The following is a 15,380-nucleotide window of genomic DNA, read 5'->3' as shown; positions in this document are numbered from 1 at the left end:
CAGAAGGATATGACTGCTTAGTGTTTCTTTGTTTGGGCGATTAGATAGGAGTTAATCACCGACATATTTTATTGGGGGTAATTAAGTGAATAAAAAATTAAAATTAACTTTGATGATGTCTGCTGCCTTATTCGTAGGTGTTACTGGAACAAGCTTTGTACCAACGCACCATGTCTTGGCAGATACCACGGCTACTTCAAGCGATAGTGATGCAGGTTCAGTTACTTTATCTGGAGATCAGTTAAATAACTTATTTACTACAACTGGTAAGGCAAGCATCAGTAATACAGCTGGACAAGTTAATTTGGTGCCAGGAAATGCCGGAATATTTAGTAGTGCAGAAGCCGGTTCAGTATATCTAAACGGTAATATTGACATGTCAAAGAGTTTTGAACTATCAGTTGACGTAAACCTGGCTTCTAAAAGACCGATTTTTGGTACTAAGAGTGACGGAATTATCTTTGCCTTTCGTCCAGGCGATCCAACGGTGGTTGGTAACCCAGGATCCGGGATGGGAATCGGTGGTATTCAGGGAGCCTTTGGAGTGACGTTGGATACTTACCATAATAGTGATAATCAATTTGCCCGAAGCTACAAGGATCCGTCTACTGATCCATATATTTCATTTTTCCAGAACAATTATGACGGTAATGAGCATGACTTTGATAATGTTAATTCTGGTGGTGGTGATACCCTAACAGGTCCTGCCAATGGATATGCTAAGCAGTGGATCGATAACACTAATACGGGTGGCAAGGGTGCACAAGCAGTCGGCAAGAATAATCTAGGCGACAGTGATTGGTTACCATTAGACATCTTATACGATGGCAGTACTCATAAATTAACCTATACATTGAAAACAAATGGTGGCGGCCAGGTGATTGCCACGGATACCTATGATTTTTCAGATCGAATTAATCTATATGGTAATTATATGAACTTATCAATTTCATCTGGTGATTCATACGCTTCACAAGCATCAGCTAATGTTAGGTTTAACACGTTGACACTACATCCAGTGGCCGTAACCAATGTTAACTACATGGATACGGATGGGAACAAGGTAGCGGATACAAGCACGTTGAATACGCCAATTAATCCAACAGGTGATACCACGGCAACTATTGAGCCTAAATCAATTGATGGTTATGAATTGGACCATGTCGAAGGACCAGCTGAATATGATTCAACCACTCATATATTGACGATTAAAAACGGAGCCACATTAAATGGGGACTTGTTGCAAAACATTACTTTCTATTATAAGAAGGTAGAAACGAGTGAACCAGGTAATCCAGGCACCGGTGGTGGCAACACTGATCCAAGTAATCCAGGAACCGGTGGTGGAAGTACCGAACCGGGAGATCCAGGAACTGGCGGTGGCAACACTGATCCAAGCGAACCAGGCACCGGTGGTGGCAATACTGATCCAAGTAATCCAGGAACCGGTGGTGGCAATACTGATCCAAGTAATCCGGGTAATGGTGGCGGAAGTACCGGACCAAGCAATCCGGGTAACAGCGGTGGAAGTACCGAACCAAGTAACCCAGGAACTGGCGGTGGCACTACCGAACCAAGTAACCCAGGAACTGGCGGTGGCACTACCGAACCAAGTAACCCAGGAACTGGCGGTGGCACTACCGAACCAAGTAATCCAGGTAACAGTGGCGGAAGTACCAATCCAAGCAACCCAGGTAACAGTGGCGGAAGTACCGAACCAAGTAATCCAGGTAACGGTGGCGGTACCACGGAACCAAGCAATCCAGGTGTAGGTGGAGGTAATACTAACTCAAGTAATCCGGGTATAGGTGGTAGTACCAATCCAAATAAACCGGCAGAAAGCGGAGATATGCCAAATTGGGCTGCCGTAAAAGGACAATCAGTGTACGGTATTAAAGGATTTTATCTGTACAAGAGTGCTAATTTTAGTAAGGGTCAACGAATTAAAGGGTATGCTAAAACAACGCGTGTTAATCGACCACAATTTGTGGTTAAGAATTACAAGCGTGATGCTAAAGGAAACTTAAGATACTATGTTCAGCAATACAACCCATATACTGGGAAGTATATTAAAGGAACTACAGGTTACATTACAGCTAATCAAAAGTATGTTGTAAAAGCGTACTATCAATCAGTCCCTAAAAATAAAAAAATTATTGTGATTAATAAGAATGGCGTGAAGACTTATCGAAACGTAAAATTGTCTGGTAAGTCGAAACTCTATAAAAAGGGCAGTGTATTAAAGGTTAAAGCTGTCAAAAATTACAAATTAACTACTCGTTATCAATTATCAAATGGTCAATATGTAACTGGTAGCAAGAAGTTCGTTATTTGGAAATAACATCAGCATAAAAAAGCAGTCACCATGATATTCATGGTGACTGCTTTTTCTTTATTGTTACTCAACGATATGATGTGATGGAACATAAATTGGTTGATGATTAATTGCACGACTGATAGCCTGCTCAATTGCTAGTGGACTGTTCATGTTGGTTGCGGCAACCAGCTTGTGTTGTTCTCGCGCAATTGAAATCGCGTGATTTGCTGTGTTGTGACTAACTGAATTCAACATGATTAAGACAATGTCGGCATGGGTAATGGCTTTGCTTAAGTTAGTTTGAATTCCTTTACCGCGAGTTTTTTCATCATATAAACATAGCTCATTACCATTATGGGCAAGGACAACTTCTTCGGCGACCGCTTTATGATCGCCATATCCTGCCATTAATACTCGTTTACCATTTAAATCATAACCAGTAGTTGGTTTAAATTTTTTTAGATTCCCATCGGTTTTGCGACCAGTATTTAATTGTCCAATTCGTTGTTCGGCCATTGCGTTGCCCCCTAAACCGTTTACAATTATTATTTCATATCATGGATAGTTAAATCAAATGTTTTACGTAATTAACTGTGAAGGAGTTAAGAAACAAAAAAAGCCACCAAACAAAAGGTATTTGGTGGCAATTCATAATTATGTGGGAAATTATGATGAGTCATCGGGGGAACGACTCTTAACTCATTCTACACTTGATATAGTATTGTAACAAGTTTCCCACTACTAGATGGTGTGCTATTTACGATGAGACAAGGTGGATGCGGTAATTGATGGGAATAGGTAAACTAGTCGACCAATTTGCTCATCACTCAAGCCGAATTCAATAAGTGGTAACACTGCGTTGATAACATCATCAGCTCTTTCACTGACTTCAGTTACCCCAACAATTTGGTTTTCTTCATTATAAATGAAGGCATTTTCAACTAAATCTTGTTTGTCGATCTGACGATACCATTCATCTGTTAGATGATTTTCAACAATCTTGTAGCCCTTTTGTTTGGCTTCTTCAACTGAAACCCCAGCTTTTGCAATTCTAGGGGATGTGAAGACTACTGAAGGGATGACAGGATAATCAATTGGTTTGTCAGTCTGACCCGATAATAGGTTGGTTAGGTACATTGATTCAAAGATTGCAGTTGGAGTCAATTTTGGTTGAGTTTTGTCAATTACGTCACCAGAAGCATAAATATTATCAACTGTTGTTTGTAGATAATCATTAACTTCGATTCCGTGTTTGTTGTATTTGACCCCAACTTTATCTAACCCTATGTTTTCAACGTTTGGAATTCTACCAGTAGCGTCAAGGATCCAATCAACTTTTTGTTGACCATCAGCATACTTAACAACAAATTCTTTATCCTGTTTTTCAAATGCAGAGACACCTGCAAATTTAACGAATTTTACTCCTCGTCGTTCAAGATCATCGACTACAGCAGTAACATAATCTTGATTGAATTGACGCAATGCTTGGTCACCATGCATGAAGACAGTAACCTTAGATCCGGCAGCATTAGCGATGGTAGCAAATTCCAGACTAATATATCCAGAACCAATAATCGCGATTCGTTCTGGTAATTTCTTTAGGTTCATGAAGTCTTCACTATCGTGAGAGAGTTCAGTGCCGGGGATATCTAGTTTATTTGGTCTTAACCCAGTGGAAATAACTAGTTTTTCAGCTGTGTGAGGCTGACCATCGACTTCAATAGTATGAGCATCAAGTAAAGTACCATATCCCTTAATGATATCGATACCAGCTGATTCAATCGCACCGCTGATCATTACTGGTAGTTTATCAATAACCTCTTGTTTATGTTCGACATTTTCTTTCCAATTAATTGTTGGCACAGGATCCACAATTCCTTTTAGTCTTTCTGATGCTCGTTGTAGTTCAACGGGAGCATCTAGAATGATTTTGGCATTGCAGCCGCGGTTAGGACAAGTTCCACCAATCAAACGACTTTCAATGATTCCGACCTTTTTACCTGTTTGGGCCAATGGAATGGCACCATCGAAAGTTCCGTGTCCACTACCTAGATATAAAACATCATAATCATAAGTTGCCATATAGATTCCTCCAATTTGGTTATTTAATTGCATCACACTAATATCATACAAGAGCATTTATCAGAAAACAAAGAATCAGTTTTGTTGTATATAATAGTAGATTTGGATGCCAAATAATTAAATGGAATTCTAAATATGAATAAAGTATGAACTAAATAGTAATGTTTTTATTTCAAATTCGTTTTAGTTGATAATGATTAGTTAAGGTGGTAAATTAATACTCGTAAATGAAACTCAATAACTTTTAGGAGGCTAACTACATGAACATTAAAAAGACAATTTTAATTTCAGCTGCATCATTAGGAATGCTAGCTGGTATTGCCGCAGTTAACTCAGATAATGCAAGTGCAAAAACCTATGCAAAAGTTACTTCGAACAAGACATTAACAACAGATGCAACTACTAGAAACGTTACCTTTAATGGTTCAAATGCTTTGTATAACAAGGCTGGAACTTTGAAAGGTGCCAGAAAGGTTGCTACTACAACAACTCTAAATAATTTGGTTAATTCAAATAGTTCTAAAAAGAACTTTAGAGCTTATCGAGTAGCAACCACTAACCGAGGATCGGTATACTACAAGATTGTAGCTTTTGATAAATCTTATCGTGGCTGGATCTATGGTGGTAAAACAGTTGGCAACTTTAGCGGTGGAATTAACCAATATGAAACTTTCAAAAATGGTACTTTGACGGATATTCAAAGAAACGGTACCTATAAGATTGCCAATGTAGGAACTGCTAATAATGACAAGACAGTCACTTACAAACAACCTTCATGGACTCAATATAAAGTTGGTCGTCAAATTACAGACTCAACTCCATATAAAGACGCCACCTTTAAGATTGATCAGGTTGGTACTCGAACTCGTGAAAACGATACTTGGGTTCACATTACGGCAACTGATTCAAAGAACAGTGCTGCTAACGGCTGGATCTTAGCATCTGGATTGACAGATGCTGAGGCACCAATTCCTAACGATAGCGTTCAAATTAGATTTGTAACTAATACGGGTACCGAAATTAAGGTCGCAAATTATCAAGTACCTGGCGCATCAAAGAATACTCAATTGGGAAATGGTACAGTGTTGCCAGAACAACATATTAAAGGAATTGAAAGCCTAGCTGCTACAACATTAGCTGGTACGGGATACCAGTTAAACAGTGATGGTAAGTTAACTCCAGCTCAACAAACTGATCTTTCTAAAGCTGCGACGGGTGGAACGATTAATGTGACTGTTACACCAGAGTCGTCAAACCAAGCTTTTAGTAATATTACATTGAACACAAGTTCAACTGCAGCTCCTGGAGGAATAGTTGATACCGAAGCGGGCGAGGCCCCAATTGATAAGAATGCATTTGGATATTCAGATAATGGTACAAGCGTTATTGCAAATAATTTACCAACCTTGAAATCCAATGCCTTAAGCAATATAAAGGGTGATAGTGGTCAAAAGGTTTCCGAATCTGCAATTAAAAATGCATTATCAGATCAAGGTTTAACTGATTTCTATGTTGTTTATCAAAACGGAGTTGTATTCAGACAATTTGTCACAGATTCGGGATTGAAAATTCCTGCATTTGATGGTCAATATGAAATCTGGCACTACACTTACAAAGATGTTACTGGAGATTTAACTGTCGGAAGCACAAATGTGAATGTTAATTATTCAGTACAGAAGAAGAAAGTACCTTTAGGAAAATGGATTCAACCAGCTTCTGGAACTAACAGTTGGAAGAATGTATTTGCAAGTATTAGCTAGTCATGAAAAATTCTCAATAGAATTGGTATAAAAATATTTCAAAATGGCTTGAAGCACCATTTTGAAGTTAAATATAAAGATAAATTAGGTAATACTTAAGATGACTTGAAGCATCATCTTAAGACTCAATATAAAGATAAATTAGACGATCAATCAAGATGACCTGAAGCATCATCTTAAAACTCAATATAAAGATAAATTAGACGAAAGAAGATGGCTTGAAGCACCATCTTCTTTTTATTTTGTCCAGATGATCGTAATAGTAATAACTAAATGTTAAATACCTTTAGAAAAAATTTGGGTTTTAAAGGGATTGTTTTCGGTTTGTAATGTTGGGGTAATTAAACATCATGATTGTAGTTGTTTGGTAATTAAAATCTTCTTTTTTAGTGATATGCTTATTACGAACTTTGAGGTTGCTACAACCTAATATAGAAAGTTTGGGGGATTATTTTGAAAAACACACTTAAAAAATCATTGTTTGTTGGTATGGCTGCACTTGGTTTCGTAGCTGTTGCTGAAACAATGAATGCTACCAATGCATCTGCAAAGACATATGCTAGAGTTACTAGTAATCACAAGATGACTGGTGATGTTAATTTACGTAATGTTGCCGTTAATGGTACTAATGCTTTATATACTAAAGCTGGTACTTTAAAGGGTGCCCGCGTTGTTGCATCAAAAACTACTTTGAGAGGTTTAGCTAATGGATCAAGTTCTGTTAATGATAACTTCCGTGCATATCAAGTAGCTACTACTAACCGTGGATCAGTTTACTACAAGGTTGTATCATTTAATGGTCAATATCGTGGTTGGATCTATGGCGGTAAGAGCACTAGCACCCTTGCAGGTGGAATTGTTCAATACGCAACTACTAAGACAGCAACTGCACCATCAGCAACTGCTAAATTTACTTTAACTAATACCAATGCTTCAGCTAACACAGTATTGTACGGCCAACCAGCCGGTACTCAATATAAAGTAGGTCGTGCCAAGAATTCTAATGGTTCATTAATCACTAATTCTGATCAATACAAGAATGTTGAATTTACTATTAATGCTGCCGCAACACGTTCACGTGAAGGCGACACTTGGTATCAAATTTCTTCATCTAACCAAGACATCAATGGCGCATGGGTAAGCAAAGGCAATGTTGCTCAAGTCAATAATGGTAATGTTCCAACTGTTAATAACAGTGTGACAGTTAAGTACACTGATAGTAGCAACAATGATATTGCTGGTGCTGATAAGACATTTGTTACTACTGATACAACAGCTAAGCAAGGCAATCCTGTATCAAGCACAGCTGCTAATACTGATAAGCAAACATTAACTGATTTTGTAAAAGCTAATGTTCCTGCTGGATACATGCTTGCCAATGCCGGCTCATACGTTGCTGGTTCAGCAGTTTACGGTGGTACTTTACGAGTACAACTTCAACAAGCAGCCACATCTAAAGTTACATTTAATGTTGGTAATAGTACTAGTTACTCACCATTGAAGAGTACTGACTTGGCAAATGGGTATCCTAACTTAACTACAGCTAAGCAACAAGCTTTGACTGGTACTGTTGGCCAAGCATTCAATACTGATAACTTATCTTCTGTATTTACGGGTGAAGCAAATCGTTATTATTACGGAAAAGATTCAGGTACTCCTGGTAACGTTTATGCATACACATACGATGCAACAGAAACCAAAAAGGCTAATGCAAATGCTAAGTATGGCGATACGATTAAGTTGATTTTTGATCGTAGTGTTATTAAAGCACCAGTTACACCAGTTGCACCTGCACAAGGTGATACTAACTACGTTGGTTAATCTATAACACAAAAGCTTTCTTCTGTTTATAATAGAAGAAAGCTTTTTACTTTGTATATTAAAAAAATGTAAGGAAATTTAGACCATAATTCTAATCTTTATTTGATATGATATGCTGGTTGCAGTTTATACTTTGAAAAATTACATATCTTATGGTGATGAATATGGAAAATAAAATATTAGAGAATCATGTTGGTAAGGGAATTACTCTGGCACTGTTGGCTTCAACTTTTTGGGGAATTTCTGGGACGGTGTTACAAGTTATTTCTCAGGGTGAAAACATTCCAGCAGATTGGTATCTATCAACCAGAACATTCTTTGCCGGGCTAATTTTATTGATAATTAGTTTTGCTAAGTACCGCTTGAAAATCTTTGATGTGTTTAAGTCTTGGAAGACGGTAGGTTGGTTATTGGCCTATGCAATTTTTGGACTGATGGCTAATTTGTATACTTTTTATTTCGCAGTGCAAACAGGTAATGCCGCCGCTGCAACAATCTTGCAATATCTCAGCCCATTGTTTATTGTCCTTGGAAGTTTAATTTTTAAAAAACAGGTTCCATTACGCAGTGATGTGATCGCGTTTATTATTGCAATGATCGGAGTATTTTTAGCCATTACGCATGGGAATATCCACGAATTGTCAATTCCAACCAACGCACTTATTTGGGGGATCTTTTCTGGGTTGACAGCTGCTTTTTACGTCGTATTGCCTAAGCCAGTCACCAAGGATCATTCACCAATTATTGTCTTAGGTTGGGCATTGATTATCGGAAGTTTGTTTTTTAATATTCGGCATCCTTTCTGGACGAACGTGCCACCAATTCATACCAGCACGGTACTAGCTATGAGCACGGTCATAGTGGTAGGAACGATTTTACCATTTTTGCTCCTATTGAACAGTTTGGAATTTGCTCCTTCTGCGGTGGTTAGTATTTTAGATGCTGTCCAGCCTGTGGTTACATTCATTTTGAGCTTAATGTTCTTGCATTTGGAATTTAATATCGTTGAACTATTTGGATCTGTGTTGGTGGTTGTAGCTATTACAATTCTGCAAAGATTCCGGACCAACGAATGACAGCAAAGCGCCTACTAATAAAAATTAGTAGACGCTTTTTGTTAGAAAAAAACTGTGCATTTAAAGTGAAATAATTGTGAAATTATTATCTTAGATTTTCTTATTCATATTTATAGAGTTATAATTAATTTTGTATTAAATAACGGGAGGGAACAAACTATATGAATACTAAGCTACGCAACACTTTACTACTTAGCCTAACAGTCTTTGCAATGGGGACTGCTGCAAGTGCCGTTGCCACACAAACTGTCGGCGCTAAGTCAGCAGTAAAAGTAACTGTCAACAAAGCTGCTAAGGCTGCCGCAACTGATCGAAATTTTGTACCAACTGGAACTAATGCAATCTATACTAAAGCCGGGACTCTCAAAGGGGCTAGAGTAGTTGCTTCAACATCAACTCTTAACAAGTTGAAGAATTCGAATAATTCTAAAGATTACTTCAGAGCTTACCAAGTTGCCAAAACAAATCGCGGTTCATGGTACGCCAAGGTTGTATCATTTGACTACAAATACCGTGGCTGGATTTATGTAGGTAAGAGCAACCCAGATTCTGACTGGTCAAAAGTTGGCGGTGGTTTAGAACAAACTGAAACTACCAGAGAAACCAGCTTACCAGGCACTAAAACAGTTCGTTTAACTAATCCTGGAACTCAAAATGTAATCTGGAATGCACCTTATCGTTCACAATATAGAGCAGAAAAGGTAGTTACAGATACTGAACCTTATGGTGGCGAAGACTTTACTGTTACCAAAGCTTTGGAAATGAAGCGTGAAGGTACACCTTACTACTACATTGTTAACAATAATGATAGTAAGATTCAGGGATGGATTTATGCTGGTTCTGTGATTGAAGAAGTTCCAGTTCCAGATCAAAATGCGAACAATATTGTGTATGCCAAAATTGTAGATGCTGATTCAGGCTATGAAGCAGCTAATGTAGTTTTAACTGATACTAAGACTAACTTGTCTAGTCCTGCTGACTTTGTTACTACTGAATTAGGTAATGGTTCAAGTGATGAAGCTAAACTCGGTGCATATGCACCAGGATATACTTACAAGTCTTTAACTGCTACACAACAAAGTGCTAATTATAGTGCGATTGCTAATGCTAAATATGGTTCGACTGTAACTGTATTAGCTAGAAGAGCTGCAGCTGCACCAGCTGATCAATTGCACGATACTAAATAAGATCTAAATGTGAATTTTTTGTGAATAAAAGTTGACGATTAGATAACGGTGTGTGTATATTATACGTAGAACGTGAGTGTGATTATTTAGATCACAGAATCGTGCTACGTTTTTTCTTTATTAAATTCGATGGCAGCTACGTATGATAGTCGTTATAACAGGATTGGCATGCTGTGAACTTTTAGTTAACTTTGTGTGAATATTCATTGGGCATTTGTGTTACAGATTTGTTAATTTATTTACTGCTTTGTGACTAAATCAAACTAAAAGGGCATGTTGATTCGACCAACATATAAGTCATAATACTTATATAGAGGCTTAGATACCGAATTTAATGAAGTATTACCGTAGCATTTCATCCCATATCGAATAGTTTTGGGGACAAAAAGATTATGCTTTTTGTTTACATTTCGAAATAGCAATGTTAATATACTATTCGAAGGGGCGAATGATTACATATCGCGTCTAATTTAATCTTTATATATTGAGAGGGGAAAACCGAATTATGAAAAACAACGTTAAACGTTCATTATTCGTAGGTTTGGCTGCATTAGGTTTTGTTGCTGCTGCCGGTGCTACTAACGCATCTGCTGCCAGTGTCAAAGTTAACTTCAACCAAGCTTCATCAGCTTCAACTGCTACAACTCGTAACTATGCACCTACTGGTTCAAATGCTTTATACACTAAAGCAGGCGCATTGAAGGGTGCTCGCCAAGTTGCTTCTACTGCAACTATGAGCTCACTTTCAAACTCTAAAAAGGGTAACGACTACTTCCGTGGATATCGTGTTGCTAAATTAAGCAACGGTTCATACTACATGAAGGTTGTTTCTTTTGACAAGACTTACCGTGGATGGATCTATGTTGGTAAGACTGATCCTCGTTCTAACTACAAGAACGTTGCTGGCGGCTTAAAGGCTGTTGACACCACTACTGATACTGCATTAACTGCAGATCAAACTGCTAAGACATACAAATTAGCTAACCCAGGTACTGCCTTTGAATCACAAACATTCAAGGCACCTGCATACACTCAATACAAAGTTGGCCGTAACACTACTGATACTTCAGCATACGCCGACGACACTTTCACTTTGAGCAAAGCTACTAAGCGTACTCGTGAAGGCGACACTTGGGTATACGTTAACGATGCTAAGAACCCTTCAGTTAATGGTTGGGTAATGGAATCATCACTTAAGGAAGCTTCAGCAACTCCTGAAACTTCAACTGGTGTTAACCAAACTATGGTAAGTTCTGTATTTAACTACACTACTTACGACCAATCAGGTCAAAAGAAGAACAAAGTCTTCAGTAACTACTCAGGACTTCGTTTATTACTTAACTCAAACGTTAACTACACTAACGGTGTAAACACATTCAACCGTGACGCTGCTGTTAAGGGCGACAAGGCTAATGTTCTTTCAAACGACAAGTTAATTGCCGCATTGGACAAAGATGGTCTTAAGACTGTTTACATGAAGATCACACCAACTGTTCTTCCTCGTATTGCTGGTAACTGGATCGATAACCTTGACCCAACTGGTGTTTACATGAAGTTCAACTTGGATACTGAAGCTCTTCCTACAACTGTTCACTACGGTGACAAGTTGACCTTATCATACTCAATCGAACCAAGCACTGTATATGTTAAGGCTACAAAGACTTCACTTATCGATGACAAGAATGCTAATGCTGATGGTTACTACGCATACACTGTACGTAACGATGTTGCACAAGCTATCCTTAACTTCATCGCAACTAACGGACTATAAGATTAACTTACAGTTTGTAGAAAAAAGCGTTCCTTCGGGAATGCTTTTTTTGTACATATTTTTTGATTGCAATAGTGTTAAGTTGTACTTGTAATTTTATCCAAATGATATTCAACCGTAACATTCATAAGTTGCTAAGTATTATATAATATGGGGTGTTACAGTTACATAATAAATTGGAGGCAATTATATATGAAAAGCAAATTTGGAAAAGCTCTTTTATTTAGTGCTGCTGCGTTTGGGGTAAGCGCATTTGTTGCAACAAACACACCAGCGCATGCCGCTAGTGTTAAGGTGACATCTAACCGTGCCCTTAGCAACAACGTCAACTCACGTAACTATTTAGCAAATGGTAGCAATGCATTGTACAACAAAGCCGGAGCATTGAAGGGTGCTAGAGTTGTTGCCAGCAAAACAACTTTATCAGGACTTCGTACTAAAGGAGATTCAGGTCAAAGCTACTTCCGTGGATACCGTGTTGCTAAATTAAGCAATGGATCTTACTACATGAAGGTTGTATCTTTTGATAAACATTATCGTGGCTGGATTTACGTTGGTAAGAGCAATGCTGCTTCTAATACTCAATCAGTGAGCGGCGGTTTGAACTATACTCAAACTTTTAAACAAGGATCAGTATCTAGCGATGTTTCTGGTGCAACTTACAATTTCAAATCAACACCTTTAACATACACTCAACCAGACTGGACACAGTATAAAGTCGGTAGAAATACCAAGTCAACATCAGCTTCTACTAACGATTCATTGAAAGTAACTGGAATTGGTACTAAGACTAATGGTCGTGACAGTAATGCCACATACTACTTCGTTGAAGATGCTAATACACCAGCGGCTAATGGTTGGATCAAGGCTTCTGACGTGGTTAAAGCAGGTCAATCAGTAGTCAACAAAGACCAAGTTAAAGTTAATTATGTAGATGGTGACGGTAACACTGTGTCATCACAAACATTTACTAACCCTAACTATCAAACTCAATCAGCTGCTAACTACCTAGGTACTAGCATTTCTGGTCAAGTTGTTAGTGCAATTCCTTCTGGATATAGTGCACCTTCCGATGCTTCAGCCAACAACGCTGCTATTGCTGCTGCACAATATGGTGGAGAAGTGAACTTTACAGTAACTAAGAATCAAGCTAACTTGTTTAGTGTTGCTCCACAATACTCTGTTACTGTAAACACTAAGAGTTACAATTCATTACCAGGTGATCCAGTTGGACAAGATGCTGTGGTCACTGGTGGACTTAATAGTACAACAGGTAAAGTTACCGAAAAAATGAGTGCTAAATTGCAAAAATTAGCTGCTGCTACAACAACTAATGCTACTAGTCAAAGTGCAACATTTACCAATCAACAAATCTTTGATGCACTTAAATCAGCCGGTCTAGATGATTTTTATGTTCTAGAATACACGGGCTTGAATACTAACCAAACTGTTTCAACAGCCTCTGCTACCGGCCAACCTAATATCGCTGGTTTGTTTGGTGGGACCAACTCTCTAGGTGGTTCAAGTGATTTAACCTCATTATTAGGTTCTGCAGGTTCATTGTTAAGTGGTTCTGATACTGGTTCCGGACTAAGTAGTATTCTTTCAGGTGTTGGTGGTGCTTTGGGCGATCTTGCTAATAGCATTCTTGGTGGAACTATTTCTTATAGAGTGGTTGAAATTTCTACTTCAGCATCTGCATTGCCTAATAACGTTAAGTTAGGCAGTACAGTAACCATTCCTTACACAGTTACATCCACTAAAGCTTTTAAATTTGACTCTTCAGATAACGCTAGCGCGGCTGACAAGGCTGCTGCCAAAGTGTTCTTGAATCAAGGTACTGATAAAAACACATATCAACCAAATGACTTAAGCAACCTTTATTCAGTCGTAAAGGGAATAACTGGAACAGATGATAACGGTACTGCACTTGCAGACTCATCATTCACCTCATCAACTACTTCAATTGATAGCTTATTGAACCAAATTACTCAATAATTTCAAATGAATAATATATTAAAATCATCAGTCATTTGACTGGTGATTTTTTTGTATAATAAAAGACCTTCATTTAATAATGAAGGCCTTTTATTTAATCATATTATTTCTTAGCACTTTTAGCGACGTTAGCTGTTTTAGTAGCACTGCTCTTGGTGGCAGTTTTCTTATTAGTTGTTTTTTTAGAAGTACTGCTTGTCTTTTTAGTTGTGGTTTTCTTTGGAATACGATCCTTAGGAAAATTATCAATCATAAACTTAGAAATATCGCGGCCCATTAATTGGTATGTCTTAGCTGATGGGTGAAGTCTTTCGTCCCATAAGCGACTTTCATGGTTACTATCAGTGATTAAGTTGGGATCAACTGAGCGCCAGTCAAGGTATGGAATGTTATAACGTTTGTATACTTCAGCCTCAGCATCTCTTAACTGGTTAATTGAGTAACCACCTTGGGCAATAACTTCATCAGAATTAGCTCCGTATTTATCGTAACGAGTTAATGGCAGAATTCCATAAATAATTAAGTTCTTGTTTTCACTTTGCATTTTTTGAATGTTTTGAGCTAATGTATCTTGAATAGCATCGAGTGTTGAATCGGTGTGACCATAATCGTTAGTACCATAAGCGATAGTTGCTACTCCATAATTTTTAAAGTTAGTGGAGTCAACAGTGGTAGTTAAATCACCAGTAGTTTGGTTATCTTCTGTAGATACTAAGAAAGCCCCGTTATAACCAACGTTGGTTACATTTGTGTTTAGGTATCTAGCTAACCAGTTTGGGTAACCCAAACCATCTAATGTTTCGTAACCGTCATATCCACGGGTAATTGAATCTCCCATGGTGATGATGTTTTGCTTGTTAAAGTAGTCACTGTTTTTCATAGCAATGTTAAATGTTCCTTCCGAAATAGGTTGTAGGTTACCGTTCCAGACCCAACCGGTTTGAGAACCATTACCACTTTTTACTTGATAAAATTTTGAGTAGCCACTTCCTTGAGAAGAACGATCAATTTTGGCAGCTCCAGTGACGTACCAGGTAGTGGTGCCTAAAGTTTTAACATTACCAAGTTGTTTTTGTAACGTTGAACTGGTATAAACATACCCAGCTTTTAAATGATATGGTAATGGTTGATCAATATCATATGTTTGAACGATTTGAGCTGGCTTTACTTCAGGCTTGGCCTTACTTTTGTCGGTAGTAGAGCTTTTCTTTGAACTAGTTGAAGTAGTAGTCTTTGTGGTAGATTTTGCTTTTGCACTCGTAGTGGCAGTTCCCACAGCCATTAATGTGATAGCGAGTGATGCTATCGACACAATTGATTTTCTCATAGTATATAAATTCTCCCTCAAAATTCTGTTTGCAAATAAAA

10 protein-coding genes are annotated in these 15,380 nt (G+C 38.0%); 7 read left to right on the top strand and 3 right to left on the bottom strand.

Annotated elements, in window-relative coordinates:
- Positions 1 to 85 precede the first annotated feature (85 nt).
- Entirely contained in the window at positions 86 to 2,341 is a 2,256-nt protein-coding gene (locus O0236_RS09130; protein ID WP_268913511.1) for a lectin-like domain-containing protein, read from the top strand.
- Between the two features lie 57 nt (positions 2,342 to 2,398).
- Here the strand turns inward: O0236_RS09130 and O0236_RS09125 are convergent, their stop codons facing one another.
- Together O0236_RS09125 and O0236_RS09120 are read right to left on the bottom strand one after the other, a co-directional pair.
- Complete coding sequence (locus tag O0236_RS09125; RefSeq protein WP_268913512.1) at positions 2,399 to 2,833, bottom strand: DUF2325 domain-containing protein; 435 nt, start codon at positions 2,831 to 2,833, stop codon at positions 2,399 to 2,401.
- 237 nt (positions 2,834 to 3,070) lie between these two features.
- On the bottom strand, positions 3,071 to 4,399 hold the full coding sequence (locus O0236_RS09120) for a dihydrolipoyl dehydrogenase family protein (RefSeq protein WP_268913513.1): 1,329 nt from the start codon (positions 4,397 to 4,399) through the stop codon (positions 3,071 to 3,073).
- A gap of 260 nt (positions 4,400 to 4,659) precedes the next feature.
- Between O0236_RS09120 and O0236_RS09115 the strand changes: the two genes are divergently transcribed.
- From O0236_RS09115 to O0236_RS09090, 6 genes are all read left to right on the top strand, one after another.
- Positions 4,660 to 6,159: a surface layer protein SlpB gene (locus tag O0236_RS09115; RefSeq protein ID WP_268913514.1), complete on the top strand. Its 1,500-nt coding sequence runs from the start codon at positions 4,660 to 4,662 to the stop codon at positions 6,157 to 6,159.
- A gap of 453 nt (positions 6,160 to 6,612) precedes the next feature.
- On the top strand, positions 6,613 to 7,980 hold the full coding sequence (locus O0236_RS09110) for a hypothetical protein (protein ID WP_268913515.1): 1,368 nt from the start codon (positions 6,613 to 6,615) through the stop codon (positions 7,978 to 7,980).
- Between the two features lie 164 nt (positions 7,981 to 8,144).
- Positions 8,145 to 9,056, top strand: coding sequence for a DMT family transporter (locus O0236_RS09105; protein ID WP_268913516.1), 912 nt, complete (start codon positions 8,145 to 8,147; stop codon positions 9,054 to 9,056).
- 161 nt (positions 9,057 to 9,217) lie between these two features.
- Complete coding sequence (locus O0236_RS09100) at positions 9,218 to 10,243, top strand: hypothetical protein (RefSeq protein ID WP_268913517.1); 1,026 nt, start codon at positions 9,218 to 9,220, stop codon at positions 10,241 to 10,243.
- A gap of 505 nt (positions 10,244 to 10,748) precedes the next feature.
- Positions 10,749 to 12,014 (top strand): S-layer protein, encoded by a 1,266-nt coding sequence (locus O0236_RS09095; RefSeq protein ID WP_268913518.1) that lies wholly within the window; start codon positions 10,749 to 10,751, stop codon positions 12,012 to 12,014.
- A 192-nt stretch (positions 12,015 to 12,206) separates the two neighbouring features.
- Positions 12,207 to 14,012, top strand: a complete 1,806-nt coding sequence (locus O0236_RS09090; RefSeq protein WP_268913519.1) for a hypothetical protein — start codon at positions 12,207 to 12,209, stop codon at positions 14,010 to 14,012.
- 103 nt (positions 14,013 to 14,115) lie between these two features.
- Here the strand turns inward: O0236_RS09090 and O0236_RS09085 are convergent, their stop codons facing one another.
- The gene (locus tag O0236_RS09085; protein ID WP_268913520.1) at positions 14,116 to 15,339 is read right to left on the bottom strand and encodes an SGNH/GDSL hydrolase family protein; all 1,224 of its coding nucleotides are present in this window, start codon (positions 15,337 to 15,339) and stop codon (positions 14,116 to 14,118) included.
- Positions 15,340 to 15,380: the final 41 nt, after the last annotated feature.

This window comes from Lentilactobacillus sp. SPB1-3 (assembly GCF_026913205.2).
Taxonomy (GTDB): domain Bacteria; phylum Bacillota; class Bacilli; order Lactobacillales; family Lactobacillaceae; genus Lentilactobacillus; species Lentilactobacillus terminaliae.
This window is presented reverse-complemented; position numbering and strand designations above follow the sequence as displayed.

Excerpts from the sequence above, each read along its gene's own strand:
- O0236_RS09125 (WP_268913512.1), bottom strand. The coding sequence starts at position 2,833 with ATGGCCGAACAACGAATTGGACAATTAAATACTGGTCGCAAAACCGAT.
- O0236_RS09120 (WP_268913513.1), bottom strand. The coding sequence starts at position 4,399 with ATGGCAACTTATGATTATGATGTTTTATATCTAGGTAGTGGACACGGA.
- O0236_RS09115 (WP_268913514.1), top strand. The coding sequence starts at position 4,660 with ATGAACATTAAAAAGACAATTTTAATTTCAGCTGCATCATTAGGAATG.
- O0236_RS09105 (WP_268913516.1), top strand. The coding sequence starts at position 8,145 with ATGGAAAATAAAATATTAGAGAATCATGTTGGTAAGGGAATTACTCTG.
- O0236_RS09100 (WP_268913517.1), top strand. The coding sequence starts at position 9,218 with ATGAATACTAAGCTACGCAACACTTTACTACTTAGCCTAACAGTCTTT.
- O0236_RS09095 (WP_268913518.1), top strand. The coding sequence starts at position 10,749 with ATGAAAAACAACGTTAAACGTTCATTATTCGTAGGTTTGGCTGCATTA.
- O0236_RS09090 (WP_268913519.1), top strand. The coding sequence starts at position 12,207 with ATGAAAAGCAAATTTGGAAAAGCTCTTTTATTTAGTGCTGCTGCGTTT.
- O0236_RS09085 (WP_268913520.1), bottom strand. The coding sequence starts at position 15,339 with ATGAGAAAATCAATTGTGTCGATAGCATCACTCGCTATCACATTAATG.